The organism is Oceanisphaera avium (assembly GCF_002157875.1).
GTDB classification, from domain to species: domain Bacteria; phylum Pseudomonadota; class Gammaproteobacteria; order Enterobacterales; family Aeromonadaceae; genus Oceanimonas; species Oceanimonas avium.
In genome coordinates this window covers 1693223-1719499 of sequence record NZ_CP021376.1, presented here as the reverse complement: position 1 = coordinate 1719499, position 26277 = coordinate 1693223, and the positions used below count along the sequence as shown (strand labels likewise).

The following is a 26277-nucleotide window of genomic DNA, read 5'->3' as shown; positions in this document are numbered from 1 at the left end:
TAACTAAGCAAAGCAATAGCGCTTTTTAGAGTTTACTTTTTACTAGGACAAGTTATGCCACATACCGCTTATTCCCTTGAAGATCTATTGGCGATTATGGCCAAGCTTCGAGACCCAATTGCTGGCTGTCCGTGGGATAAAAAACAAAACTTTGCCAGCATAGTGCCTCATACCTTAGAAGAAGCCTATGAAGTGGCCGACACTATTACTCGCAATGCGCTTAATGAGTTGCCGGGGGAGTTGGGGGATTTATTATTCCAAGTGGTGTTTTATGCTCAACTTGGTAAAGAGCAGGCACTGTTTGATTTTAATGATGTGATACAAGCGGTATGTGAAAAGCTTATTCGCCGCCACCCCCATGTCTTTGGTGAGCAAACGCTCGCTACAGAAGCTGCGGTTAAAGCTAACTGGGAAGCCACTAAAGCAAAAGAGCGCCAGCTTCTCGATGCCAATGCGACCAGTGCGCTCGATGGTATTGCGCTTAACCTTCCAGCGCTGACGCGCGCCAATAAAATACAAAAACGCTGTGCGAGCGTGGGGTTTGACTGGCAAGAATTATCTCCCGTTATAGATAAAATTTATGAAGAGCTCGATGAAGTGAAAGCCGAGCTTACTCGTGCTCATCAAGATAAGATGCGGATCGCGGATGAGCTGGGCGATGTATTATTTGCATGTGTGAATTTAGTGCGCCACCTCAAGCAGGATCCAGAAGCGGTATTGCGCGGGGCAAATAATAAATTTGAACAGCGCTTTCGTAAGGTGGAGCAAGCACTACGCCAAGATAATAAACACTGCCAAAAGTGTAGCGCGGGTGAATTAGACCATTACTGGCAACGCGCGAAACAAGACCTCGCTTAAGCGCTACTTTTCGCTAGAGCTTCATTTTTAATAACTCATGCCGATAACCACTGCAGTGTAAGAGGACACCCATAATGAAAATAAAGTTAGGGCCAATACTGCTGTGTGCCATGATATCGACCCCCCTTGTTGCACAAGCCCAAGTGCCGCCTAAAGCGGGAGCTGCTCCTGTGGTGGCAGCTACTCCTATTGCTGACACTATTACTACCGCGGTCTCGCAAGCCAAGCTCACTGAGCCCGATGCTGACGATAGCGAGCGTAACAGTGCCAGCGAAGTCAAATCCGATGTCGACTCCGCCATTGCAGCCTTAGCTGAGGGCGAGCTTAGAGCCGTACCTTTATATGAAGAATATCAATTAATTGAGTGGATTAATGCCAATCGCCACTTACAGCAGGTGCGAGATAAAGACGATTGCCAGCTTGTGCAAGATATTGAAGCCAGAGCCGAAGTCTTGCGCTTGCCCTCTTATCAATTTTTATGGGGCGATATGTTAGCGTGGGGGTATGCGTACCGGCACAAGCGCGCCGCGGGGTAGGTATGATGTGGAAAGCCGCTGAGCAAGGCTTGCCTGCTGCACTGGAACAACTGGGGCGGTATTACTACGATGGCACCTTAGTACAAAAAAACCGCGAGCGGGCGTTACCACTGATGCAAGAAGCGGCCAGTTTAGGCTTAGAAAAAGCGCAATTTACTTGGGCTAAGTGGTTATTAAGCGGCCAAGGTAGCCCGCTCGATTACCCACAAGCCTACTTATGGCTTAAAGAAATGGTGTTAGAAAACCCACAACGCCATCAAGAAGCGCAGCGCTTAACTGCTGGCTTAGCGGCCAAGATGCCAGCAGCAAAAGTAAAAGAGCTTAATAACCGCTTATTGTTCTAGGTTTAGTTAGCTCGAGGTCAATGGCGTTATAGTGTGAAGCGAGATAAGGTAATTTAGATGTTAAAATTAGCAAGCTCGAATATACTAGCTGCTTAACTTTTATTAATGCCACATTGTTATAATAAATTGTATAATAAATGCACCTTTTCACACTCAGGGATCTCTTTATGAAGCTGACCACCTATACTGACTTTGGTCTGAGAACGCTAATGTACTTGGCGACTTTGCCCGAGGGAGAACTGAGTTCAGTTGCCCACGTATCAAAGTTATATGATGTTTCGCGTAATCATTTAGTGAAAGTCGTTAACCAATTAGCCCGTGAAGGCTATGTGCGGGCAATCCGCGGTAAAAATGGCGGGATACGCTTAGCTCAAGCGCCGCAAGATATTAATGTCGGACAGGTGATCCGTGCCCTAGAAAATAACCTTGAGGGCATTGATTGTGGGAGTCCTGCCTGTTACCTCGTTAAAATCTGTCGCTTAAAAGATGCCTTAAAAGAAGCGATGGAAGCATTTATCGGGGTAATGGAGGGCTATACTTTGGCCGACTTAGTCAGTAATCGTGAAGAGTTAATGACGGTCTTTGCTGCGCTAGAGCCGGTAGCCGGTATAGAAGTTCAATAAGTTATTCACTTGCTGATGAGTAAAAGGCCGCAATCTAGTATTTGATTGCGGCCTTTTCTATTTGGCGGTTATTTAAAATAATGAGGCAAGACTCGCACCAGTTTAATCATATTATTTTCAACTTCTAAGATCTCCAGCGGATAGCCCAGTAATCTCAGCCCAATATTGGCCTCGGGAATCTCTTCTAAGTATTCTAAAATTAAACCATTCAGTGAGCGTGGACCATCACAGGGCAGTTTCCAGCCCAGCTCTTTATTAATATCGCGAATGCTGGCTGAGCCTTCAATGAGATAGGAGCCATCATCAAGCGGTTTTATCTCATCACTTAAGGTGGGGCTAATAGTGGTGGTAAAGTCGCCGACGATTTCTTCTAAAATATCATCCAAGGTCACTAGACCTTGAATATCGCCATACTCATCGACAATTAAGCCAATACGCTCTTTATTGCGCTGGAATTTAACTAGCTGGACATTAAGCGGCGTCGCTTCAGGAATATAATACAGCTCACGCAGCGCACGCATTAAATTAGTTTTACTAAATTCCTCTTTTGCTAATAAGCGCAGCGCATCTCGAGCATGGATAAAGCCTAAAGCATCATCAATATTATCCCGATACAGTAATACCTTAGTATGGGGACTTTGCATTAAGCGGCGCGAAATCGTTTTCCAGTCTTGAGTCACATCTATGCCATAAATCTCATTGCGCGGCACCATAATGTCATCGACGGTTACCTTTTCTAGATCCAATATTGAAACCAACATATCTTGGTGGCGACGAGGGATTAATGCCCCCGCTTCATTGACTATACTGCGCAATTCTTCAGAGCTAATGGCATTATCCTCTGGCCCCTGCGGATTAATGCGAAATAATATTAATAAACCATTAGAAATGGCATTAATGGTCCACACCGCCGGATAGAGAATCCACATTAAGGGTTTAAGAATAAAAGAGGCAGGAAAAGCCACCCGCTCTGGATACAAAGCGGCTAAGGTTTTAGGAGTTACCTCAGAAAAAATCAGCACAATGATGGTTAAGCCAATGGTGGCAATCGCCACTCCCACATCGCCAAATAAGCGGATCGCCAGTAAAGTAGCGACCGCAGAGGCCATAATATTAACTAAGTTATTGCCAATTAATATCAAACCGATTAAGCGATCAGGGCGCGCGAGTAATTTCTCTACGCGCTGAGCAGATTTATTATTATTTTGTGCGAGGTGGCGCAGCCGATAACGGTTGAGCGACATCATGCCCGTTTCAGAGCTTGAAAAAAAAGCAGAAAGAAAGAGTAACGCTAACAGGATCCCACTAAGGGTACCTGTGGAAATATCGTCCAAGCAGACCGTCCTGTGTCATAACATATTCAAATACTAGAATTGATTGAGGGCCAAATACTTAATAGCCCAGCAATACCTCGCGTACAAAGCGGCTACCAAAATAAGCCAGCGTGAGTAAGGCGCTGCCAACTAAGCTGGTCCAAATGACCTTTTTGCCACGCCAACCCAAATGGTGATGGCCCCATAATAGGCCCACATACACACACCAAGCCAAGATAGTCAGCACTGCCTTATGAGCTTTAGTGGGACTAAACATATCTTGTAAGAAGAATAATCCCGTGGAGATAGACAAGGTTAAGACGACCACACCGATAAAAATCAATCTAAATAAATAGCGCTCTAGGGTCATTAAAGGCGGTAGCGAGGGCAAGTTAGTCAGCTTATGTGACTTAAGGCGATGCGTTAGAAAGCTTAACAAAATAGCCATTAATGAAGCAATAGCCAGTAAGGAGTAGGCTAATAAGCCTAATCCTATATGCAGTAATACTTCGGGCCGGCTTTCCAAATACATACTGTAATGGCTGGGCACCAGCATATCCGCCGCTAATAATATGCCGGCAAATACATAAATTAAGGGCATTAATAGCCAGACTTTAAAGCGTGCCACTAACACCGTCATTAAGGCGGCAATAATTAAACTCACCAGTGAGGCGACATTAAGCATGCTTAAGTTTTGCCCAGGCACCCGCACTATAGTGTCAAATAGCCACAGACCATGGAGGGCGATGGCACAGCCAGCTGCTAGCGCACAAGCTAAGCCGCGCGTGTGTTTGGAGTTAAAGATATTATGCACACAGGCAAAGGCCGCTAGTAAATAGAAGACCACTGCCAAAATTGCCAGCAATTCCATAATGAATTTAAACCATTCATGGTTGAAATAAGAAGAATTATCAGTATACCCCTAACCTAACGCATATCGCTACCTAAGGTCGCTTAAGTTCAGCGGATAACTTAGGTATACTGGTAGTAATTTTCGCCAATTGCGGGCTATATCATGTTTGAAAATCTTACCGAAAGACTGTCGCTGACACTGAAAAATATCAGTGGCCGTGGCCGTCTGACCGAAGACAATATCAAAGAAACGCTGCGTGAAGTACGCATGGCGTTATTAGAAGCCGACGTTGCGCTGCCGGTGGTACGTGATTTTGTTAATCGCGTAAAAGAGCGGGCGGTAGGCACTGAAGTGTCTAAATCCCTAAGCCCTGGTCAGGCGTTTATTAAAATCGTTAATGCCGAGCTGGTCTCGGTAATGGGTGAGGCGAACGAAGAGCTTAATTTAGCCACCACACCGCCGGCGGTCATCTTAATGGCAGGCTTGCAAGGGGCGGGTAAAACAACCTCTGTGGCCAAACTGGCAAAGCACCTTAAAGAGCGCCATAAGAAAAAAGTATTAGTGGTGAGTGCCGACGTGTATCGTCCGGCGGCAATAAAACAGCTAGAAACGCTCGCCGCGGATCTGAATATAGAGTGCTTTCCCAGTAATATTGAGCAACAGCCTGTAGAGATTGGTCGCAATGCGCTGGACTATGGCCGTAAGCAGTTTTTCGATGTCTTGATTGTCGATACCGCCGGTCGCTTACACGTTGATGACGCTATGATGGACGAAATCCAACAGCTCCATCAAGCGATAAGCCCTATTGAAACTTTGTTTGTAGTAGATGCCATGACCGGTCAAGACGCGGCTAATACTGCCAAGGCCTTTAATGATGCACTGCCGCTAACGGGTGTCATTTTAACTAAAGCTGATGGTGACGCCCGTGGTGGTGCTGCGCTGTCGGTGCGCCACATTACCGGTAAGCCCATCAAATTTATCGGTATGGGTGAAAAAATTGAAGCGCTAGAGCCTTTTCATCCCGATCGTATTGCCTCGCGAATTTTAGGCATGGGCGATGTCTTGTCTTTAATTGACCAAATGGAGCGCACGGTTGATAAAGACAAAGCGGCAGAAATGGCGCAAAAGCTTAAAAAAGGCAAAGGTTTTGATCTAGAAGACTTTAGAGATCAGCTAGTACAAATGCGCAGCATGGGCGGCATGATGAGCTTAATGGATAAGCTACCCGGTATGAGTCAATTACCTGACAATGTGAAAGAACAGGTCAATGATAAAATGAGTACCCGCATGGAAGCCATTATTAGCTCTATGACGCCAAAAGAGCGCCGCCATCCGGACTTAATTAAAGGCTCACGTAAGCGCCGTATTGCACTGGGCTCCGGGACGGAAGTACAAGAAGTAAATAAGTTATTAAAACAATTTACCCAGATGCAAAAGATGATGAAAAAAATGTCTGGCAAAGGCGGAATTCGCAAAATGATGGGCCAGATGAAAGGCATGATGGGCCCCGGTGGCATGGGAGGAATGGGGGGCGGCGGTCGACCTTTTTAAACTTAACTGCTCTGTGTTTTTAAAATAAGGCTGAATGTGGGCGTGCTAGGCGCGCTCACTTAGCGCAAATTGTTTATTATAAAACCTTGTCATCGACTTTGCTCCTGCCAATTTGGTTGCATTACCCCCTTTTTCAAGTACAATTACGCGGCTTATTTTAAGCTAAGGTTCGCAGTGTTTGTGAGCCTTATTTGTTCCGTTATATAGAGGACGATATGGTAACCATTCGTTTACAACGTGGTGGCGCAAAAAAGCGTCCGTTTTACCAAGTAGTAGTAGCAGACAGCCGTTACGCACGTGACAGCCGTTTCATCGAGAAAGTAGGCTTCTTTAACCCATTGGCTGCTGGCCAAGCGGAAAAGCTGCGTATCGATCTTGAGCGTATCAACCATTGGGTTGAGCAAGGCGCAACAGTTTCTGAGCGTGTAGCTAAGTTAGTAAAAGACCAAACCAAAGCACAAGCTGCGGCCTAAGTCTGAGTGATGGTAGGGAATTAAAGTGAGCGAACCTGTAGTGGTAGGCCAACTGGGCGCCGTTTATGGCATTAAAGGTTGGCTGAAGGTCAACTCCTTTACCGACCGACCAGACGGCATTTTTGATTATCAGCCTTGGCTGATGAGAGACGGTAATAGCTGGCGAGAAGTGAAGGTTTCGGCCTGGAAGCGCCATAATAATGGTCTTATTTGTAAGCTCAGCCATGTTGAGCAGCGCGAAGAAGCCCAATTGCTAACCGGCGCCGACATTGGGGTAAGTGCAACCTTATTTAAGCCACTCCCTGATGACGAATTCTACTGGCGCGATTTAATCGGTTGTCGAGTGCAAAACACTAAGGGCTATGATTTTGGCCAAGTGTCGCAGTTGATGGAAACCGGCTCTAACGACGTATTAGTAGTAAAAGCGAATGCCAAAGATGCGTTTGGTCAACGTGAGCGGTTAATTCCGTTTATTAAAGACCAAGTCATAAAGTCTGTAAATATTGCAGAGCGCATTATCGAAATTGATTGGGATCCGGATTTTTAAACTTAAGTCAAAGCACGGAGTAAAGCGTCATGTGGATAGGGGTAGTAAGCCTCTTCCCGGAGATGTTCCGGGCTGTAACTGACTTTGGTGTAACCGGGCGGGCCGTAAAAGACGGGCTGTTGACATTCGAATGTTGGAATCCTCGAGATTTCGCTCAGGATAAACACCGCACTGTTGATGACAGGCCTTATGGCGGCGGTCCTGGGATGCTAATGATGGTACAACCGTTACGTGAGGCGATAGCCGCAGCACGTCACGCCGCCGGTGTGGGAGCTAAGGTGATTTATCTTTCTCCACAAGGGCGCAAGTTGGATCAGCAAGGCGTGACCGAATTGGCCCAACAGCAAAAGCTGATTTTGGTGGCCGGACGGTACGAAGGCGTGGATGAGCGCATTATTCAAGCCGACGTCGACGAAGAGTGGTCGGTGGGAGATTATGTGCTTAGTGGCGGCGAATTGCCGGCCATGGTGCTAGTAGATGCGGTGGCCCGTTTAGTGCCGGGTGTATTAGGTGACATGGCCAGTGCGGAACAAGACTCTTTTAGTGAAGGGCTTTTGGATCATCCGCACTACACACGCCCTGAACAATTAGCGGGAATGGCCGTTCCTAGCGTGTTGTTAAGTGGCAAGCACGCCGAGATAGACAATTGGCGAATGCAGCAGTCGTTAGGTCGAACCTGGTTAAGAAGACCGGAACTATTAAACAACCTAGCTCTGACTGACCAGCAAGAACAACTTCTTGCCCAATTTATTCGTGAATATAACGAATCAAAACAGTAGAGTTTTCAGTTTACCCTAGGTAAGGAAATATCATGAGCAATATCATTAAGCAGCTGGAAGAAGAACAATTACGTACCGACCATCCTGAATTTGGTCCTGGTGATACCGTACGTGTCATGGTACGTGTTGCAGAGGGCGGTAAAGAGCGTCTTCAGGCATATGAAGGCGTAGTTATCGCTGTACGTAATCGTGGTTTGCATTCCGCATTCACCGTACGTAAGATTTCTAACGGTGAAGGTGTAGAACGTACTTTCCAGACCCACAGCCCGTTGATCGGCAGCATTGAATTGAAGCGCCGTGGCTTGGTACGTCGCGCCAAGTTGTACTACTTGCGTGAGCGTGCTGGTAAGTCTGCTCGTATTAAAGAGCGTCTTGTTGCCCGTGGTGCTGCACCTCGCAGCGCTAAGTAACAGCCAACTGGTTGTGATAAAAGGCCCGCATTTGCGGGCCTTTTTGTTTTTAAGCTGTGAGACGTAAACGAGAGGGATTATCTCTCCCGCCTCTGTTTTCACATTATTCAGCTAAGGATTGTAAATGCCGATTACCGTGTGGGGCTTGGCCATAGCGCAGGCCTTGTTAATGTCAGGCAATATTTTATTGGTATCGATTTCTGCATTAGTAGGTAAAGAGCTGGCCGTTCATCCCTCTTTAATTACGCTACCCATTGCCTGTCAGTTTATTGGGGTTATTTGTGCGACCTTGCCCGCGGCACACTTAATGCAAAAGTTGGGGCGTAAAATAGGCTTTGTCTTAGGTAACCTTATCGGATTAATGGGGACTTGGGTGGCCTTACAAGGCTTATTATTCAGTAGTCTGAGTTTATTTGCGCTAGGGACCTTCTTAATTGGCATCGCTATTGGCGTGGGGCAACAGTATCGCTTTGCCGCCCTTGAAGCTTGCCCACAGGCGCAGCATGCTCGTGCCATAAGTATGGTCATGGCCGGTGGCGTATTAGCTGCCATTATTGGCCCTAACTTAGCAATATTATCTCAAGACTGGCATGCCGAGAGTCCCTATGCCGGCGCATTTTATGGCTTATTTGGCTTGTATGTACTGGCAATGCTATTAATTATGGCATTACCACTACTAAAGCCCAGTCACGTAAATAATGATCCCCACATCAGAAGCTATCGCCAGTTATTTGCTCAACCCATACTGCTGGCAGCTGTGGCCTCTGGCATGATTGGCTACGGGATTATGGTGTTGATCATGACCGCCACTCCCCTTGCCATGAACGAAGATATGCACAGTTTTAATGCCACAGCGCATGTTATCCAATGGCATGTGCTAGGTATGTTTGTCCCTTCTTTTTTTACGGGACATTTAATTCGCCGCTTTACTACCCGCAACGTTATTTTGTGGGGATGTGCTGCCTTAATAGGGAGTGTGTTAATTAATTTGACGGGCCAAGGCTTTTGGAGTTATTGGTGGGGACTATTATTGCTGGGCGTAGGCTGGAACTTTAGCTTTATTGGCGCTACCCATTTATTAACCTTTAGTTACTTACCTGCTGAAAAAGCCAAGGTTCAAGGCATGAATGAGTTTATGGTGTTTAGTGCCGCCGCCGTGGGGAGCTTATTCGCCGGCCAAGGTTTAGTGCTTTTGGGCTGGCAGTGGCTCAACCTGTTCGCCATTCCATGGATCCTAGTTGTCGCTTGGTTGATCTGGCGACTAAAAGATCAGCCCCTCGCTGTGAACAGTGAGGCGTAACGTTTCGTTTATTAGGTTTTCCTTTACTCATTTTCCCGCACACTTTAGTGCTCCTACAGCATAAAATGCTTGGCTAACAAGGTGCCAGTAAAGTTAGTTTTAAGATAAAAGCCACGGGGGAGGGTGAGGATCGGCTGACCTTTTGCGCCTATGGCCTCGGTTAATGCTTTACTGTTGGCCGCTTTAGGACGCAGTTGTAATACTTGGCCATGGCGAGCGGTAATACTTTGAATGTGACCTAAGCTTATCAACTCCATGATTTCTTCCCAATCTTGTTGCAGCAGGCGCTCTTCTTCGCTAGAAGGGTGCCATAACAAGGGCGGGCCTATGACTCTTTCCCCAGGAGGCACATGGCGTTCGCCAATAATAGGGATCCACAGTACGCACGATAATTTATTACGCACATTAGAGTCTTGCCACCGTAAACCACTAATACCTGTCAAGGGCGCAACGCTCACGAAGGTGGTTTCTAATGGCTTACCTTGGTCATTAACTGGGATAGTTTTTAATTCCACTCCCAGCTCTGGGAAGTCTTGCTCAGGTTTAGAGCCGGCGCTCGCTCCTAAGGCGAGCTCTAGCAGCTGCCCTATCCACCCTTTATTGCGGCGCAAATTTTTAGGCACGTTAACCTGTAAGGTCTGCGCCACTTCTGCCAGCGTTAAGCCGCACAATTGCTCGGCGCTATGTACTAAGTACTGCTGTGAGGTAGGGCGAAGTCCTAATGTGTGCAAAATATCTTCACTCCTTTATCGCTTAACGTTCTGCTTAACTCTCTCGCTCTAATGGCGTGCTAGCACAGTGAGACGGGAGGCGAGTATAACAAACCACTAGGTATCTTGAGTAGATAACGGCTGTTACACAAGTTTATCCACAGAAAATATGGATAAGTCTCTAAAGACGTATCTGAATAAATTTTTAGTCGAGTTTTTATAAATTAAAGGCAATTTTCTGGATTTTGAGAAGGAATCTATCCGTAATGCTGTGGATAACTAAGCTGTGGTTATTTTTTGTACAGCCAAACTTGCTCACAAACTGAAAACAATTGATCTGCCTGTTTAAAGATCCAGGTTGATCGTATTTTTTAAAAATAACTGTTTGATATATAAGAAATAATACAAATGCTGTTTATCTAGTCAGGAAACAAGATTTATAAAGAGAGGGCTGGGTAATATAAGCTATACAGCCTTTGTCACAAGCTTATCCACACATTATGGGGGCAAGTGATCGTCCAAGGATCCTTTTTTGTTCATAACTATTGACAATAAGTGAAGTTATTCAAGATGACTGAGCTCCTACGCGCGAGCAGCATGATTTGCTGCGAATAGGGGAATATGGAACAATCCTTGGTATGTTAATTTTTTAGTCTGGTGATTGCGTGATAGATGGTGACGGTTTTCGTCCCAATGTAGGCATAGTGCTGTGCAATCGCAAAGGTCAGGTGCTCTGGGCGCGACGTTATGGGCAACATTCTTGGCAATTTCCTCAAGGTGGTGTGGATGAAGGTGAAACGCCAGAGCAATCCATGTATCGGGAGTTGTATGAGGAAATTGGGCTTAAGCCTGAGCATGTCACCTTGCTCGCGGTCACACGACACTGGCTTAAGTACAAATTGCCCAAGCGCTTAGTTCGCTGGGACAGTAATCCGGTGTGTATTGGCCAAAAACAAAAATGGTTTTTATTGCGATTAGAACCAGAACACGAGTCTCACATTGAGTTTGGCTGTCATGGTCAACCTGAGTTTGATGATTGGCGCTGGGTGAGCTATTGGTACCCAGTGCGCCAAGTGGTGTCTTTTAAACGAGAAGTCTATCGTCGCGTTTTAAAGGAGTTTGCTCCTATCGTGATGGCGGAGCAAGGGCGGCGCGATCCTCGCAGGCGATCTCGTTAATCACACCCGCGCAGTCCTTTTTAAGCGCTCATCGCCAATGATGGCTTTTATATTATTAATAAGAGGTAGCTAACGTGCAGTACTCCTTAACTCCCATGGCTTTTTCAGGCTTAGCTGGCTGGCGGCTACGTTTTGGCCAAGCTCAGCTCGATATTTGCCAACAAGGGGCGCAGATCCTTAGCTACTTTCCAGATATTAACCAGCCGCCGGTTATTTGGTTAAGCGAGCAAGCGATATATAAAGCCGGCCAACCGGTGCGCGGTGGCGTTCCGCTATGTTGGCCTTGGTTTGGCGATCGAAATCATAATCCAGACCCGGTACAGGCGCTCAGTGAAGAGGGGTGCCTTTTCATGGGTTTGCTCGCACTTCAAACTGGCAACTCAGTGATAGTCAAGCGAGCGCGAATGCGGTTGAGCTAACGCTGGTGCTTGATGTGAGTAATGGTCATGAGCACTACTGGCCGCACTCGGCTAAGTTAGAGCTGCAAGTTTGTTTGACTGACACACTAACGTTGCGGCTTAACAATTATAATTTAGGACATGAAGCCTTGGCTATAAGCCAAGCCTTACACAGCTATTTTGCGATAAGTGATATACGCCATATTCAATTAACGGGCTTTGAGCAAAGTACCTACCACGATTGTTTACAACAATGGCAAGCGAAAGCTCAAGCGGGCGCTATTACTTTTAATGGCGAAACCGACAGAGTTTATTTGAATGTGCCTACCCAGGTACAGCTTATTGACTCAGGCTGGCAGCGACGTATTCAGTTGCAAGCTCAAGGCTCGCACTCCGCTATTGTGTGGAATCCTTGGATTGATAAAGCGCGCCAACTCAGTGGTTTTGCGGATGAGGCGTGGTCAAACATGGTGTGTATTGAAACAGCCAATGTGTTGGATGATCACCTCACCTTAAATGCCGGTGAGCATCATCAATTAGTGTTAGAGATAAGCTGCACTACCCAACCTTAACCAACAAAATAGCAACGTTAGCCATAGCGCCTAGCGAGGAGGGACAGTGTTAAAGGAATTGCGAGAAATTGTCCAGCAGGTGACGGCCAGCTCAGATCTTAATGATGCTATGAAGGAGTTGGTACGCCAAACTCGCTTGGCGATGAACGTTGACTGTTGCTCTATTTATTTGCGCGAGCCGCACTCGCCAAACTACTTACTCGTGGCCACCGATGGCTTAGCCCTAAGTGCCGTGGGGCGCGCTAAGCTGCCCATTGGGGAGGGCATTGTGGGCATGATTGGCGATAAAGAAGAGCTTATCAACCTCGCCGATGCTCGAAGCCATCCTAAATTTAAGTACCTACCAGAAGCCGAAGAAGATGCCTTTATCTCCTTGCTAGGCGCCCCTATTATCCATCAGCGCAAGACCTTGGGTGTATTAGTAGTACAACAAAAGCTAGAGCGCTTATTTGAAGAAAGCGAAGAGTCTTTCTTAGTGACGCTAGCGTCTCAGCTGGCTACGGTTATTGCCCACGCCGAAGCTAAAGGTAACTTAGGCTCGCCTAATTGGCACGGCATGTTACGCGGACTCGCCGGCTCGCCAGGCGTTGCGATAGGGCGGGCGTGGGTGTGGCGACCGCGTGTTAAGTTATCGCAAGTCACCGAGCGCAAAGCCGATGATCCTAAGGTGCAGCATCAGCGCCTCAATAAAGTGTTAGTGCATGTCGAGGATGAGCTCAATGGTATGGCGTTGCGCTTGCAAGAGTCCCAAGCCAGTGAGTCGGTGGCGGTACTCGAAGTCTATCAATACTTATTAAAAGATCCGGTGTTTATCGGTCTCATTCGCCAAGAAATTGATAATGGCTGGATTGCTGGCAGTGCAGTAAAGCGTATCTGTGAGCGCCAAATTGCTCAGTTTAGTCATATGTCGGATCCTTATCTGCGAGAGCGCGCCGCCGATATTCGCGATCTTGGCCAGCGTCTGCTCACTCGCTTGATCCACGAAGACGAGGGCATGCACAGCTTAACGCTTGATGAAGCGGTGATCCTGGTGGCTGAAGAAATAAGTGCCACCTTAATTGCCGAGATCCCACTTAATAAGTTAAAAGGTATCGTCTCAGCCCGCGGCTCCATTAACTCCCATGCCGCTATTTTAGCGCGCTCCATGGGCGTGCCTGCGGTGATGGGGGTGGAGCATAATTTAGAGCTGCTTGAAGAAAAATTACTGATTGTAGATGGCCACAGTGGCGATCTATTAGTAGAGCCCGTGCCTTCGGTATTACGAGAATATCGGCGCTTGATGGCACAAGAACAACAAATGGATGAGTTGTTTGCCAGTGTGGGCCAAGAGCCTGCTAATACTCGAGATGGCGTGCCAGTGGTGCTGTTATTAAATGCGGGCTTAAGTGCTGACACCACCATTAGTGCTAACGATACCGTAGACGGTATTGGCTTATTTCGAACTGAAATTCCTTTTATGCTGCGGGACCGCTTTCCCTCAGAGCAAGAGCAAATTATTACCTATCGCCGAGTGATGGCCAATTATGTGGGCAAGCCGGTGTGTATGCGAACCCTAGATGTGGGCGGCGATAAGCAGTTGCCTTATTTTCCCATCGTGGAAGAAAACCCTTTTTTGGGTTGGCGTGGTATTCGTTTAACCCTCGATCATCCCGAAATTTTTTTAGTGCAACTTAAAGCCATGTTGCGCGCCAGTTTGGGCTTAGACAATCTGTCTATTATGTTGCCCATGGTAACCAATCTTGATGAGATCCGCGTGGCGAGGCGCATGCTGGATCGCGCTTGGCGTGAAGTATCAGCAGAAACGCCAGAGCATGAAGTGATCCGCTATCCCAGTCTGGGCGTTATGATCGAAGTGCCCTCCTTATTATATCTATTGCCAGATCTGGCCCCCTTAGTGGACTTTTGGTCGGTGGGTACCAATGATCTCACCCAATATTTATTAGCCGTGGATCGCAACAATGGACGAGTTGCTAATATTTATGACGCCTTGCATCCTGCGGTATTGCGCGCTTTGCAACATATTATTGAGGCAGCACAACGCTTTGCTAAGCCGGTATCGATTTGCGGCGAGCTGGCAGGTGATCCTATTGGGGTGCTGATCTTACTGGCGATGGGCTATCGGCGTTTTAGTATGAATAGCAGTAATATTTTGCGTATTAAATACATAGTGCGCCAATCTCGGTGTGATGAATTACAAAATTTACTGGCCCAAACTCAAGATCAGCAACAGTTAGGCTCGATCAGAGATATCTTTGGTGGTTATTTAACCGAGCGCGGCTTAGGCGGACTGCTGCGCGGCGCGCGCTAGTCTTTAACAAAGAAGAGCCAGTCGCTGATCTTTGTTACGCACTTGGCAGTGGGGCCTGTAACTTCTGGTAATTATGACGGTGCGATCGCACAATACTCCCTTTTTGTTGTAGTTGGAGAAAGGCATGTCTGAAGGCCACTGGGTATTTCCTGGTTTCGATCCTATTGCTATCCAAGTTGGGCCATTAGCGGTTCATTGGTATGGTTTAATGTATTTATTAGGCTTTGCCTTTGCATGGCTGATGGCAAATCGCCGTGCGGGACAACCCGGTTCACTGTGGACCAAAGAGCAAGTTTCAGATGTGCTCTTTTATGGTTTTTTAGGCGTCATTATTGGTGGGCGCTTAGGCTATGTATTTTTTTACCAACTCGATACTTTCTTAGATGATCCCGTTTATTTGTTTAAAATCTGGACCGGCGGCATGTCGTTTCATGGCGGCTTAATTGGGGTGATTATCGCGTTGTGGTTGTTTGCGCGTAAACAGAAAAAAACATTTTTTGCCGTCTCTGACTTTATTGCACCTTTAATCCCTTTTGGTTTAGGGGCAGGGCGTATTGGGAATTTTATTAATGGCGAATTATGGGGGCGGGTGACTGAGGTGCCGTGGGGCATTATTTTTCCTACTGCGGGTAACTTGCCTCGCCATCCTTCTCAGCTTTATCAATTTGCGCTAGAAGGCGTGGTGTTATTAATCATTTTAAATTTAGCCTGGCGAGCGCGGGCACCGCGCGGTGCTATCTCGGGATTGTTTTTATTGTGCTACGGCCTCTTTCGCTTTTTAGTGGAATTTGTGCGCGAACCCGATGCACAGCTGGGCTTATACCTTAATACCTTTAGCATGGGGCAACTGTTATCCCTGCCGATGATGATCGCCGGTGGCATTCTGATTTGGGCCGCCTTTTATCGGGCTCAGTGGTTTAGTGGTGGTGATTTACAAACGGAGAAAAAAGCGTGAAAGCCTATCTTGAATTAATGCAGCATATTTTAGACAAGGGTGCCGTTAAAGAAGACCGAACGGGCACCGGTACGTTATCGATATTTGGTCACCAAATGCGCTTTGACTTAAGTGAAGGCTTTCCGCTCGTCACCACTAAAAAATGTCATTTGAAGTCTATTATTCATGAGCTGTTATGGTTTTTAAACGGCGATACCAATATTGGTTATTTAAAAGAGCAGGGCGTGCGCATTTGGGATGAATGGGCAGATGAACAAGGCAATTTAGGACCTGTGTATGGTCATCAGTGGCGCAGTTGGCAAGGCGCCGATGGCCAAGTCATTGATCAAATAAGCCAAGCGCTGCATACCATTAAAACTGATCCCGACAGTCGACGTATTATCGTCTCGGCGTGGAATGTGGGTGAGCTTGAGCAAATGGCGCTCGCTCCTTGTCATGCGTTGTTTCAGTTTTATGTCGTTGATGGCAAATTATCCTGTCAGCTCTATCAGCGCAGCTGTGATGTCTTTTTAGGCTTGCCGTTTAATATAGCCAGCTACGCCTTGCTGACTCATATGATGGCACAACAAGCGGGCCTTGAAGTGGGGGATTTTGTGTGGACGGGCGGCGATGTGCATCTGTATCGCAATCATTTAGAACAAGCTAATTTGCAGCTAACGCGCACGCCTTTTGCACTTCCTACTTTAGTGCTGGCTAGAAAACCGGCGTCTTTATTTGATTACCGATTTGAGGATTTTATGCTCGAAGGCTATGAAGCCCACGCTCATATCAAAGCACCGGTGGCCATTTAATATTAAAATTGCCGCGCTAACGCTGAATATTTGTTACTAAATTGCTAGTTTCATGTTGTTGTTTGGCATTTTTTTAGTTATACAAGGATAACGAGCAGGAAGTGCTCGGTTTTACCGAGCGGTAGGCAGAGGTTTCTCCTCATGACTTAAGCATAAGTCGATTGCGCTCGGTAGCAATTTAATGAGAAGGAGTCTCTGTCGTATGAATGATGTCTTAAAACGGTTTCTTGCCTTAGAGTCAGCTGGCGGTATTTTATTAATTGTCGCTGCTTTTATCGCTATGGTAATGGCAAACACTGGCTTATCGGGGATATATCAGCAAGTACTCGATACCCAGGTACAGCTGCGCATCAGTAGTTTAAATCTCGATAAGACCCTATCCCATTGGGTAAACGATGGCATGATGGCGGTCTTCTTCTTGCTAATTGGTTTAGAAGTTAAACGAGAGCTGGTATCGGGTGCGCTATCTACCCGCGAAAAAGCCCTTTTCCCCGCCATTGCTGCCGTAGGTGGCATGCTGTTTCCTGCGTTATGGTTTTTAGTGTTTAATGCCGGCGAAGCAGGAGCTCATGGTTGGGCGATTCCTACCGCCACCGATATCGCTTTTGCGCTAGGCGTCATTGCGTTATTGGGTAAGCGAGTCCCCTTAAGTTTAAAGATATTTTTGCTGGCACTGGCCATTATTGATGACTTAGGCGCCATTATTATTATTGCCTTGTTTTATAACCAAGGACTGATGTTGCCCGCCTTGGCGGTGGCTGTGGCTGGCATTGCGGCTTTATTTTGGTTAAATCGCTCGCAAGTTCATAACTTAGTGCCTTATTTAGTGATTGGCTGGGTAGTGTGGGCGGCGGTATTAAAGTCGGGTATTCACGCTACGGTAGCGGGAGTTATCTTAGGCTTTTTGATCCCCTTATATGGCCGTAAGTTTTCACCGTCTCAAGCCTTAGAGAAATTTTTGCACCCTTGGTGTGTATTTTTTATTTTGCCGCTGTTTGCTTTTGTTAACGCTGGGGTATCACTGCAAGGGGTGTCCTTCAGTGATTTAGCCTCGCCGCTACCCTTAGGGATTATGGCGGGTCTGTTATTTGGTAAGCCGATGGGCATCTTTTTAAGTTCTTGGCTGGCCGTGCGCGTTGGTGTGGCTCATTTGCCTGCGGGCGTGTGCATGAAACAGATTTTTGCCGTGTCGGTGTTATGCGGGATTGGCTTTACTATGTCTATTTTTATTGCTTCACTGGCCTTTGCTCATACCCCAGAGCTTGCTACGTTATCGCGCTTAGGTATCTTATTAGGCTCAACCATGGCTGCGTGTTTAGGTTATGCTCTATTGCACCGTATTTTGCCACACCCTGCGACTAAAGCGGCCAGGCGCATGGAGTACAGTGCTAAGAGCAGTCGCTAACAAGTGACAAGATAGGTGGAAATAAAAAATCTGTTATTGGCCCCTAAGCTGTGCGTTCATGGATAAGTGAAGCGAGTATTAGGATAAGCCACACCGCAACGGAGGTGGCTGTTGTCACATCTTAATTACAATCATCTGTATTATTTTTGGATGACACAGAAAAAAGGCTCGGTAACAAAAGCGGCCGAAGCGTTATTTTTAACGCCGCAAACTGTGACTGGCCAAATTCGCCAGCTCGAACAGCGCTTAGGAGGAAAGTTATTTAAACGAAAAGGCCGCCAGTTAGAAGCCAGTGAGCTGGGGCAATTAGTGTTTAAATATGCCGATCGCATGTTTAGTTTGTCTTACGAAATGCTTGATATAGTGCATTATCGTAAAGAGGATCATTTGATCTTTGATGTGGGGGTGGCGGATGCGCTTTCTAAACGGCTAGCGAGTCGCGTGTTAATGTCAGTTATCCCCAATGATGGCTCTATTCATCTGCGCTGTTATGAGTCAACGCATGAGATGCTGCTAGAGCAATTAAGTGAGCACAAGCTAGATATGATTTTGTCAGACTGTCCGGTGGACTCGGCACAACATGCGGGCTTGCTGTCAAAAAAGCTGGGTGAGTGTGAAATGGGCTTTTATTGCCGCGAACCTTTGCCTGTTAAGCCTTTTCCCGAGTGTTTAGAAGAGCGCCGTTTACTCATACCAGGAAAGCGTACCGCCATGGGGCGCCAATTGCGGCATTGGCTAGAAGTGCAGGGTTTAAAACCACAAATTTTAGGCGAGTTTGATGATGCGGCATTAATGAAAGCATTTGGCTTTTTTAATCAGGGGGTATTTGTCGCTCCGGCTATCTATCGAGATGCTATTTTACAATATCAGCCGGTAGTAGAAATTGGTCGTGTGGAAGAGCTTAAAGAAGAATATTACGTGATTTTTGCTGAACGTATGATACAACATCCTGCGGTAAAGCGATTATGCGAAAGCGACTTTACTAAGCTGTTCTCAGGTTTAGATGATTTTTCAACTGGCATCGCACCCGTCAGTTTTGACGGAGAATTTAGTTAATTATTAAATGTGGACTTCATAATGGACATGAATGCAATGCAAGCAGGCGCGGCTAACGCCGTTAAACTGCTGAAAGCGCTGGCTAATGAGCGCAGATTATTTATTTTATGTCATTTACTGGACAAGGAATTGTCAGTAGGTGAAATGAATCAACACTTAGGCTTAAGCCAATCGGCCCTCTCTCAACATTTAGCTTTACTGAGAAACGACGGATTTGTTCGCACTCGAAAAGAGGCGCAAACTGTCTATTACTCATTAAAAAGTGATGAAGTACGCGAGATGATAGGCTTGCTGCATAAACTCTATTGCAGTGAGCTTGAAGAAGTCAGCGCTTAAGGCAAGAAAAATTGCGGATAATGGTAAATCATTTTACCGCGATGGCTCGTATTGCTTGTTACATAAAATTTGGATAATAAAAAACCGGCGCAAGCCGGTTTTTTCGCTGCTATAAAGCCTGTAAATTACAGAGCTTTAATTTTAGCGTTCAAACGGCTCTTATGACGAGCTGCTTTATTCTTATGGATCAGACCTTTGGTGGCCATGCGATCCAGTAGCGGCTGTGCAGTGTCAAACGCTTTTTGAGCGTTTTCTTTATCGCCAGTAGCGATAGCTGCCAGTACTTTTTTCATGTAAGTGCGAACCATAGAACGACGGCTGGCATTGTGCTTACGGCGTTTCTCAGATTGAAGCGCGCGTTTCTTAGCAGACTTGATATTAGCCAAGGTAAAACTCCTAAAACTGTCTTAGCGAGTGAGAATAAAAGGCCGAGGAATATGCCTTTTTCACTGCAAATTGTCAATTGGTTTGTGCAAATAAACATCGCCCTGTGGTCAGATACAGAGCCGAGGGTTAAACTGTCGGCCGAATTCTACCAGCATTACCCCATGCACAGCAATTTTCTTACCGCGAGGTTTTCATTTTGAGTAAGGCGCTTTTACGTTCAGGCCTCATTGTCTCTACCATGACACTTGTTTCTCGAGTGTTAGGCTTGGTACGTGACGTAGTGATTGCTAACCTGCTAGGTGCTGGCGCATCTGCAGATGTGTTCTTTTTTGCTAACCGTATTCCGAATTTTTTACGTCGATTATTTGCTGAAGGTGCGTTTAACCAAGCGTTTGTTCCTGTGATGACAGAATATAAACAAACACGCAGTTTTAAAGATACCCAAGACTTAATTGCTGCCGTTTCGGGAACCTTGGGCTTAATCGTCACTATCGTAACCATTATTGGCATGGTGGGTTCGGGCATAGTGACGGCAGTTTTTGGGGTAGGTTGGTTTTTAGACTGGATAAATGATGGCCCTAATGCCTACAAGTTTGATTTAGCCTCATTATTGTTAAAAGTGACTTTTCCCTACCTGTGGTTTATTTGCTTTACGGCTATGTCGGGCGCCATTTTAAATACCTTTGGTAAGTTTGCGGTGTCCTCATTTACCCCAGTATTTTTAAACTTAGCCATGATAGGCGCCGCGCTGTGGCTCTCGCCGCGCTTAAGTGAGCCGGAAATGGGCTTAGCGATAGGGGTATTTTTAGGCGGTCTGTTACAGTTTATGTTTCAGTTTCCGTTTTTACGCCAGCTGCATATGTTAGTGCGCCCGCGCTGGGCTTGGCATCATCCTGGGGTGGTCAAAATCCGCACGCTTATGATACCGGCGCTATTTGGGGTGTCGGTCAGTCAAGTCAATTTGCTGTTTGATACTATGCTGGCCTCATTTTTAGCCACCGGCTCCATTAGTTATTTGTATTACTCTGATCGCTTACTGGAATTCCCACTGGGGTTATTTGGTATTGCCATTGCCACCGTGATTTTGCCGGCACTGTCGAGTCGCCATGTTGATAAGTCAAAAGAAGGCTTTGCCGCTACTATGGACTGGGGCGTGCGCATGGTATTACTGATGGGCTTTCCGGCCATGTTGGGCTTGATTGTCTTAAGTGAGCCTATGTTGCGGGTATTATTTATGCGGGGTGAGTTTGGCCCGCTTGAAGTCAGTGCTGCCAGTAAAAGTTTAGTTGCTTATGGTATTGGCCTACAAGCTTTTATGCTGATTAAAGTCTTAGCGCCCGGCTATTATGCCCGCCAAGACACTAAAACCCCGGTGCGCTTTGGCGTGATCGCCATGGTCGCTAATATGGTCATGAATGCGGTGTTAATTTTCCCCTTCGGTTATGTGGGCTTAGCCTTAGCCACTGCTTTATCGGGCATCTTAAATGCCGGCTTATTAGGCTGGGGGCTTAGCAAACGTGATATCTACCATCCCAGCGCTCATACCTTGTGGTTTGGCGCTAAAGTGGCCGTGGCCAGCCTCGTCATGGCGGGGCTGTTGCTCTGGTTGTCCCCTGGCTTAAGTGTATGGGCCCAGTGGGGAATGTTCAGCAGTGCCAGCCACTTGCTAGGCTATATTGCGATGGGCGCTGTGTGTTATTGTGTCATGCTATTAATCTTGGGCGTACGGTTAGCGCATTTTAAAAGCCGCTAAGGCTGATCCGAACGCCGTGCTGAGGTATAATCCGGCGTTTTATCATTTAGGGCATGCTTGGAGTCTATGGAGCTTATTCGCGGCGTTACCAATATTAAGCCTTGGCATAGCGGCTGTGTGCTCAGCATAGGTAATTTTGATGGTGTGCATCTCGGCCATCAGGCCGTGTTACAAGGATTAATTGCCCAAGCGCGTCGCCTGCAAGTGCCCGCCTGCGTCATGATTTTTGAGCCTCAGCCCAGAGAGCTCTTTAGTGGCCAACAAGCGCCGGCTCGCCTGACACGACTGCGAGAAAAATATCATCAGTTAGCTAAGTTGGGTATCGACCGTTTATTATGTGTGCGCTTTACTCCCGATTTTGCCGCGCAGCGTCCTGATTATTTTATTCGTGATTTATTAGTGGATAAACTGGGCGTGCGTTTTTTGGTGGTGGGCGATGATTTTCGCTTTGGTCAACATCGACAAGGTGATTTTGAATTACTGTCTCGCGCTGGTGCCCAATTTAATTTTGAGGTAGTCAGTACGCAAAGCTTGCGCCGAAACAGCGAGCGAGTGAGCAGTACTTTAATCAGAGCGGCGCTGCTTAATGATCACCTCGCCGATGCCGCAGAAATGTTAGGCCGCGCTTATAGTTTGTGTGGCCGAGTAGCGCATGGCGCTAAGCTGGGACGAACCATTGGCTTTCCTACCGCAAATGTAGCGCTTAAGCGCCAAGTTTGCCCCGTGTCTGGGGTGTATGCGGTAGAGCTTCACGTGGACGACAAGGTTTACCCAGGAGTGGCTAATATCGGCAATAAGCCCACGGTCAATGGCTCCCAAGCATTATTAGAAGTCCATTTGTTTGATTTTTCCGGTGATATTTACGGTAAACAGGTGGAAGTAACACTGCGTAAAAAGTTACGTAGTGAACAAAAATTCGCTTCCTTTGCACTGCTAAAGGAGCAAATTCAACACGACGCCGTTGCAGCCCGCCACTGGTTTGGCTTAGCGGTTTCAGAACCGAATGGAATGTAAGACACATGAGCGACTATAAAAAGACCCTGAATTTGCCGGACACGCCATTTCCGATGCGTGGTAACTTAGCGCAACGAGAGCCACAGATGCTGGCGCGCTGGATGGAGCAGGATTTATACGGTGCCGTGCGTCAGGCAAAAGCGGGTAAGCCCTCTTTTATCCTGCATGATGGTCCTCCCTATGCCAACGGCAGTATTCATATTGGTCACTCAGTCAATAAAATTTTAAAAGACATTATTGTGAAGTCTAAGGGCTTGCAAGGTTTTGACTCGCCCTACATTCCAGGTTGGGACTGCCACGGTCTACCTATTGAGCTTAAGGTAGAAGAAAAAGTCGGTAAGCCCGGCGTTAAAGTGACGCCAGCTGAGTTTCGAGAAGCTTGCCGCGCCTATGCTCATACGCAAATTGCCGCACAAAAGGCGGACTTTATTCGCTTAGGCGTGTTAGGCGATTGGGATAATCCTTATCTCACCATGGACTATGACACCGAAGCCAATATCATCCGTTCACTTGGCAAAATTATCGATAATGGTCATCTGCACAAAGGCTCAAAGCCGGTGCATTGGTGTACTGATTGCGGCTCGGCATTAGCTGAGGCAGAAGTGGAATATGAAGACCGCCGCTCGCCCGCTATCGATGTGCGTTTTAAGGCGGTTGATGAAAACGCCGTGGCTAATTTATTTGATTGCCCGCTGGATCATCAAGGCCAAGGTCCTATCTCTGTGGTTATTTGGACCACCACCCCCTGGACCCTACCGGCTAACCGCGCCGTGGCGCTTAATGGCGAGCTAAACTATGCGCTGGTGCAAGTTGAAGGTGAGCAGCCAGAGCGCTTGATCCTCGCCACAGACTTAGTGACCGAGGTGATGGACAGAGCTGGCATTAGTCAATATCACAACTTAGGCTTTTGCCAAGGCAGTGCGCTTGAGCTAAGCCGTTTTCAACATCCTTTTTATGATTTTGATGTGCCCGCCGTACTCGGTGATCACGTAACCCTAGATGCGGGTACCGGTGCTGTGCATACCGCACCTGGCCATGGTCAAGAAGACTTTGTGGTTGGCCAACACTATGGTTTAGAAGTAGCCAACCCTGTGGGCGGTAACGGTGTTTATTTGCCTGATACCGAGCTGTTTGCTGGCCAGCATGTCTTTAAAGCCAATGATGCGGTGGTTGAAGTATTAAAAGAGCGCGGTGCACTCTTGCACCATCAAGCCTTTACTCACTCCTATCCGCATTGCTGGCGTCATAAAACACCCATTATCTTTCGGGCGACGCCGCAATGGTTTATTAGCATGGAGCAAGCGGGCTTACGTGATAAAGCTCTAGCAGAAATTAAAAAAGTACAATGGGTGCCTGAATGGGGTCAAAATCGCATTGAAGCCATGGTAGAAAACCGCCCCGATTGGTGTATTTCTCGCCAGCGCACTTGGGGCGTACCCATCGCCTTATTTGTGCATAAAGATACCCAAGAATTGCACCCTAGAGCCACCGAGCTTATGGAAGAAGTGGCCAAGCGCGTTGAGCGCGCAGGCATTCAAGCCTGGTGGGATCTCGATCCGGTTGAGTTATTGGGTGGCGAAGCCGATCAATATGAAAAAGTACTCGATACGCTAGATGTGTGGTTTGACTCCGGCTCGACTCACGCCACTGTGGTGGATAAACGCCCTGAGTTTGCTGGCAAAGCTGCCGATCTTTACTTAGAAGGGTCAGATCAACACCGCGGTTGGTTTATGTCGTCGTTAATGATCTCGACCGCCATGAAAGATCATGCCCCTTATCGCCAAGTGCTGACCCACGGTTTTACCGTGGATGGGGACGGGCGAAAAATGTCCAAGTCTATTGGTAACGTAGTCAGCCCGCAGCAAGTGATGAATAAACTGGGTGCCGATATCTTGCGCTTATGGGTCGCGAGTACCGACTATTCCGGTGAGATGACGGTGTCTGATGAAATTTTAAATCGCAGTGCTGATGCTTATCGTCGTATCCGTAATACTGCGCGCTTTTTACTCGCTAACTTAAGTGGTTTTGATCCGGCTACCGAGATGGTGGCACCCGATGACATGGTGTTAATAGACCGTTGGGCGGTGGGGCGTGCTCAAGCGATCCAGCAAGAAATTATCACCGCCTATGATGAATACAACTTCCATTTAGTAACGCAAAAGCTAATGCAGTTTTGCTCGGTGGAAATGGGTTCTTTCTATCTCGATGTGATCAAAGACCGCCAATATACCGCTAAGGCTGATGGGCTTGCGCGTCGTTCTTGTCAGACTGCTTTGTATCATATTGTAGAAGCACTGGTACGCTGGATGGCACCTATCATGAGCTTTACTGCTGATGAAATCTGGAATCTGTTGCCAGGCGAGCGTAGTCAGTTTGTCTTTACCGAAGAGTTCTACGATGGTCTATTTGGTTTAGATAGCAACGAAAATCTAAATGATGCCTTTTGGGCACAATTACTCACGGTACGCCAAGCCGTGAATAAAGCTCTAGAAACGGCGCGCAAAGACAAAGTTATTGGCGGCGCACTGGAAGCGGATATCACTTTATTTGTGGATGAAGCACTGGCCACTACCTTAGGCCGTTTAGGCTCTGAGCTGCGTTTTGTGTTGTTAACGTCCAGTGTGACGGTGAAGCCTTTACCTGAAGCGGTTAAGGCTATGGATACTGAGCTTGCAGGCTTAAAAGTAGCGGTGAGTAAAAGTGGCGCTCCTAAATGTGGCCGTTGCTGGCACCATGTGAATGATGTGAGCAGCGAACACGATAATATGTGTGGTCGCTGTGTGTCTAACGTATCTGGAGACGGCGAAACTCGCCGGTTTGCATAATGACTCAGGTGCCAGGCGCACAGCCTTCATCTTGGCGTAACTCTTTACTTAATTCGGGCTTGCGCTGGTGGTGGCTGGCGATCCTTACCATAGTATTGGATCAAATCAGTAAATGGCTCACCGTTACCTATTTAGACTTTGGTTATCCTGGGGTGAGCTTAGCGCCTTTTTTTAATTTGGTGCATGTCTATAACCCAGGCGCAGCTTTTAGCTTTTTAGCCGACCAAGACGGTTGGCAGCGCTGGTTTTTTGCCGGTCTTGCCGCAGCGGTTACCGTACTATTGAGTGTATGGATGGCAAAATTGCCTAAGGCCGCTCGTTGGTTACCGGCTGCCTATGCCTTGGTGATTGGCGGGGCGATTGGTAATGTGATTGATCGCTTGATGCTGGGGCACGTAGTGGACTTTCTCGACTTTCATGTCCATGCCTGGCATTGGCCGGCATTTAATCTCGCGGATAGTTTTATTTTTATTGGCGCCGTGATGATTATCATCGACAGTCTAAAAAAGGACAAAGTAGATGACTAAGCAGATAGATGCACACAGTGAAGTTTTATTTCACTTTACCCTAATCTTAGCCGATGGCTCTGTGGCCGATAGTACCAAGTTACAAGGTAAGCCTGCTAAGTTAACCATGGGTGATGGCAGCTTAACTGCTAATTTTGAGGCCTGCTTATTAGGTTTAACCGAGGGGGATGAGCATCGCTTTGAGCTTGGCCCCGATGATGCCTTTGGTGCCATTAACCCTAATAATATTCATTATATGGATCGCAGCCAATTTAGCGCTGACATTAGTTTAGAAGAAGGCGCTATCGTGGCTTTTAGTCAGCCAAATGGCGCAGAAATTCCGGGTATTATTCGAGAGATAGCTGGGGATTCAGTGACCGTTGATTTTAATCATCCGCTCGCGGGAAAAAACGTCACTTTTGATGTGGAAATATTATCCGTTAGTTAACGGAGTATGGTGCGCGCCTTAATCGATTGCGCTCACCTTAGCCTGTAA

26 protein-coding genes and 1 pseudogene are annotated in these 26277 nt (G+C 47.0%); 23 read left to right on the top strand and 4 right to left on the bottom strand.

The genetic code is table 11. The annotated features are described in order from the left end of the window. The first annotated feature begins 54 nt into the window (after positions 1 to 54). From mazG to CBP12_RS07925, 3 genes and pseudogenes are all read left to right on the top strand, one after another. Positions 55 to 858, top strand: a complete 804-nt coding sequence (gene mazG, locus CBP12_RS07935; RefSeq protein ID WP_086963952.1) for a nucleoside triphosphate pyrophosphohydrolase — start codon at positions 55 to 57, stop codon at positions 856 to 858. A gap of 110 nt (positions 859 to 968) precedes the next feature. Further along, positions 969 to 1738 (top strand): annotated as a pseudogene (locus tag CBP12_RS07930) (tetratricopeptide repeat protein). Positions 1739 to 1905: 167 nt separating this feature from the next. Next, complete coding sequence (locus tag CBP12_RS07925) at positions 1906 to 2361, top strand: Rrf2 family transcriptional regulator (protein WP_086963951.1); 456 nt, start codon at positions 1906 to 1908, stop codon at positions 2359 to 2361. Between the two features lie 68 nt (positions 2362 to 2429). Here CBP12_RS07925 and CBP12_RS07920 read toward each other — a convergent pair whose 3' ends face one another. Further along, on the bottom strand, positions 2430 to 3695 hold the full coding sequence (locus tag CBP12_RS07920; RefSeq protein WP_086963950.1) for an HlyC/CorC family transporter: 1266 nt from the start codon (positions 3693 to 3695) through the stop codon (positions 2430 to 2432). A gap of 58 nt (positions 3696 to 3753) precedes the next feature. Further along, positions 3754 to 4545 (bottom strand): cytochrome C assembly family protein, encoded by a 792-nt coding sequence (locus CBP12_RS07915; protein ID WP_198341775.1) that lies wholly within the window; start codon positions 4543 to 4545, stop codon positions 3754 to 3756. Positions 4546 to 4689: 144 nt separating this feature from the next. On the opposite strand from CBP12_RS07915, the gene ffh reads away from it, so the two are divergent. From ffh to CBP12_RS07885, 6 genes are all read left to right on the top strand, one after another. Beyond that, the gene (ffh, locus tag CBP12_RS07910) at positions 4690 to 6078 is read left to right on the top strand and encodes a signal recognition particle protein (RefSeq protein WP_086963949.1); all 1389 of its coding nucleotides are present in this window, start codon (positions 4690 to 4692) and stop codon (positions 6076 to 6078) included. A gap of 215 nt (positions 6079 to 6293) precedes the next feature. After that, positions 6294 to 6551 carry a 30S ribosomal protein S16 gene (gene rpsP, locus CBP12_RS07905; RefSeq protein WP_086963948.1) on the top strand — a complete coding sequence of 86 codons (258 nt, stop codon included), beginning with the start codon at positions 6294 to 6296 and terminating at the stop codon, positions 6549 to 6551. A 25-nt stretch (positions 6552 to 6576) separates the two neighbouring features. Further along, positions 6577 to 7098, top strand: a complete 522-nt coding sequence (gene rimM, locus CBP12_RS07900) for a ribosome maturation factor RimM (protein WP_086963947.1) — start codon at positions 6577 to 6579, stop codon at positions 7096 to 7098. A gap of 29 nt (positions 7099 to 7127) precedes the next feature. Beyond that, a complete protein-coding gene (gene trmD / locus CBP12_RS07895) occupies positions 7128 to 7877 on the top strand; it encodes a tRNA (guanosine(37)-N1)-methyltransferase TrmD (RefSeq protein WP_086963946.1) in 750 nt (249 codons plus the stop codon). Between the two features lie 32 nt (positions 7878 to 7909). Further along, positions 7910 to 8287 (top strand): 50S ribosomal protein L19, encoded by a 378-nt coding sequence (gene rplS / locus CBP12_RS07890; protein ID WP_086963945.1) that lies wholly within the window; start codon positions 7910 to 7912, stop codon positions 8285 to 8287. Between the two features lie 124 nt (positions 8288 to 8411). Then, positions 8412 to 9587: an MFS transporter gene (locus CBP12_RS07885; protein ID WP_086963944.1), complete on the top strand. Its 1176-nt coding sequence runs from the start codon at positions 8412 to 8414 to the stop codon at positions 9585 to 9587. A gap of 53 nt (positions 9588 to 9640) precedes the next feature. Here the strand turns inward: CBP12_RS07885 and mutH are convergent, their stop codons facing one another. After that, on the bottom strand, positions 9641 to 10318 hold the full coding sequence (mutH, locus tag CBP12_RS07880; protein ID WP_086963943.1) for a DNA mismatch repair endonuclease MutH: 678 nt from the start codon (positions 10316 to 10318) through the stop codon (positions 9641 to 9643). A gap of 644 nt (positions 10319 to 10962) precedes the next feature. Between mutH and rppH the strand changes: the two genes are divergently transcribed. The 9 genes from rppH to CBP12_RS07840 all read left to right on the top strand — a co-directional run bounded on the left by rppH (position 10963) and on the right by CBP12_RS07840 (position 19296). Then, positions 10963 to 11475: an RNA pyrophosphohydrolase gene (gene rppH / locus CBP12_RS07875; RefSeq protein WP_086963942.1), complete on the top strand. Its 513-nt coding sequence runs from the start codon at positions 10963 to 10965 to the stop codon at positions 11473 to 11475. A 74-nt stretch (positions 11476 to 11549) separates the two neighbouring features. Then, entirely contained in the window at positions 11550 to 11894 is a 345-nt protein-coding gene (locus tag CBP12_RS13565; RefSeq protein ID WP_198341774.1) for an aldose epimerase family protein, read from the top strand. Further along, positions 11816 to 12445 carry a D-hexose-6-phosphate mutarotase gene (locus CBP12_RS07870; RefSeq protein WP_198341773.1) on the top strand — a complete coding sequence of 210 codons (630 nt, stop codon included), beginning with the start codon at positions 11816 to 11818 and terminating at the stop codon, positions 12443 to 12445. Before CBP12_RS13565 ends, CBP12_RS07870 begins: the two co-directional genes overlap by 79 nt. Positions 12446 to 12491: 46 nt before the next feature. Beyond that, a complete protein-coding gene (gene ptsP, locus CBP12_RS07865) occupies positions 12492 to 14753 on the top strand; it encodes a phosphoenolpyruvate--protein phosphotransferase (RefSeq protein ID WP_086963941.1) in 2262 nt (753 codons plus the stop codon). Positions 14754 to 14877: 124 nt separating this feature from the next. After that, entirely contained in the window at positions 14878 to 15708 is an 831-nt protein-coding gene (gene lgt, locus CBP12_RS07860) for a prolipoprotein diacylglyceryl transferase (protein ID WP_086963940.1), read from the top strand. Continuing rightward, positions 15705 to 16499, top strand: coding sequence for a thymidylate synthase (gene thyA / locus CBP12_RS07855; RefSeq protein ID WP_086963939.1), 795 nt, complete (start codon positions 15705 to 15707; stop codon positions 16497 to 16499). Before lgt ends, thyA begins: the two co-directional genes overlap by 4 nt. A 202-nt stretch (positions 16500 to 16701) precedes the next feature. Further along, entirely contained in the window at positions 16702 to 17904 is a 1203-nt protein-coding gene (gene nhaA / locus CBP12_RS07850) for a Na+/H+ antiporter NhaA (RefSeq protein ID WP_086963938.1), read from the top strand. A gap of 111 nt (positions 17905 to 18015) precedes the next feature. Next, complete coding sequence (nhaR, locus tag CBP12_RS07845) at positions 18016 to 18960, top strand: transcriptional activator NhaR (protein WP_086963937.1); 945 nt, start codon at positions 18016 to 18018, stop codon at positions 18958 to 18960. A gap of 21 nt (positions 18961 to 18981) precedes the next feature. Then, entirely contained in the window at positions 18982 to 19296 is a 315-nt protein-coding gene (locus CBP12_RS07840) for an ArsR/SmtB family transcription factor (protein ID WP_086963936.1), read from the top strand. 125 nt (positions 19297 to 19421) lie between these two features. Here the strand turns inward: CBP12_RS07840 and rpsT are convergent, their stop codons facing one another. Continuing rightward, complete coding sequence (gene rpsT, locus CBP12_RS07835; RefSeq protein WP_086963935.1) at positions 19422 to 19682, bottom strand: 30S ribosomal protein S20; 261 nt, start codon at positions 19680 to 19682, stop codon at positions 19422 to 19424. Between the two features lie 197 nt (positions 19683 to 19879). Here rpsT and murJ point away from each other — a divergent pair, with 197 nt between their 5' ends. From murJ to fkpB, 5 genes are all read left to right on the top strand, one after another. After that, positions 19880 to 21436, top strand: coding sequence for a murein biosynthesis integral membrane protein MurJ (gene murJ / locus CBP12_RS07830; RefSeq protein ID WP_086963934.1), 1557 nt, complete (start codon positions 19880 to 19882; stop codon positions 21434 to 21436). A 66-nt stretch (positions 21437 to 21502) separates the two neighbouring features. Continuing rightward, entirely contained in the window at positions 21503 to 22450 is a 948-nt protein-coding gene (ribF, locus tag CBP12_RS07825; protein ID WP_086963933.1) for a bifunctional riboflavin kinase/FAD synthetase, read from the top strand. A gap of 5 nt (positions 22451 to 22455) precedes the next feature. Beyond that, positions 22456 to 25275 carry an isoleucine--tRNA ligase gene (gene ileS, locus CBP12_RS07820; protein WP_086963932.1) on the top strand — a complete coding sequence of 940 codons (2820 nt, stop codon included), beginning with the start codon at positions 22456 to 22458 and terminating at the stop codon, positions 25273 to 25275. Then, positions 25275 to 25802, top strand: coding sequence for a signal peptidase II (lspA, locus tag CBP12_RS07815; protein ID WP_086963931.1), 528 nt, complete (start codon positions 25275 to 25277; stop codon positions 25800 to 25802). The genes ileS and lspA overlap by 1 nt, the downstream gene beginning before the upstream one ends. Continuing rightward, entirely contained in the window at positions 25795 to 26229 is a 435-nt protein-coding gene (gene fkpB / locus CBP12_RS07810) for an FKBP-type peptidyl-prolyl cis-trans isomerase (RefSeq protein ID WP_086963930.1), read from the top strand. The genes lspA and fkpB overlap by 8 nt, the downstream gene beginning before the upstream one ends. The last annotated feature ends 48 nt before the right edge of the window (positions 26230 to 26277 follow it).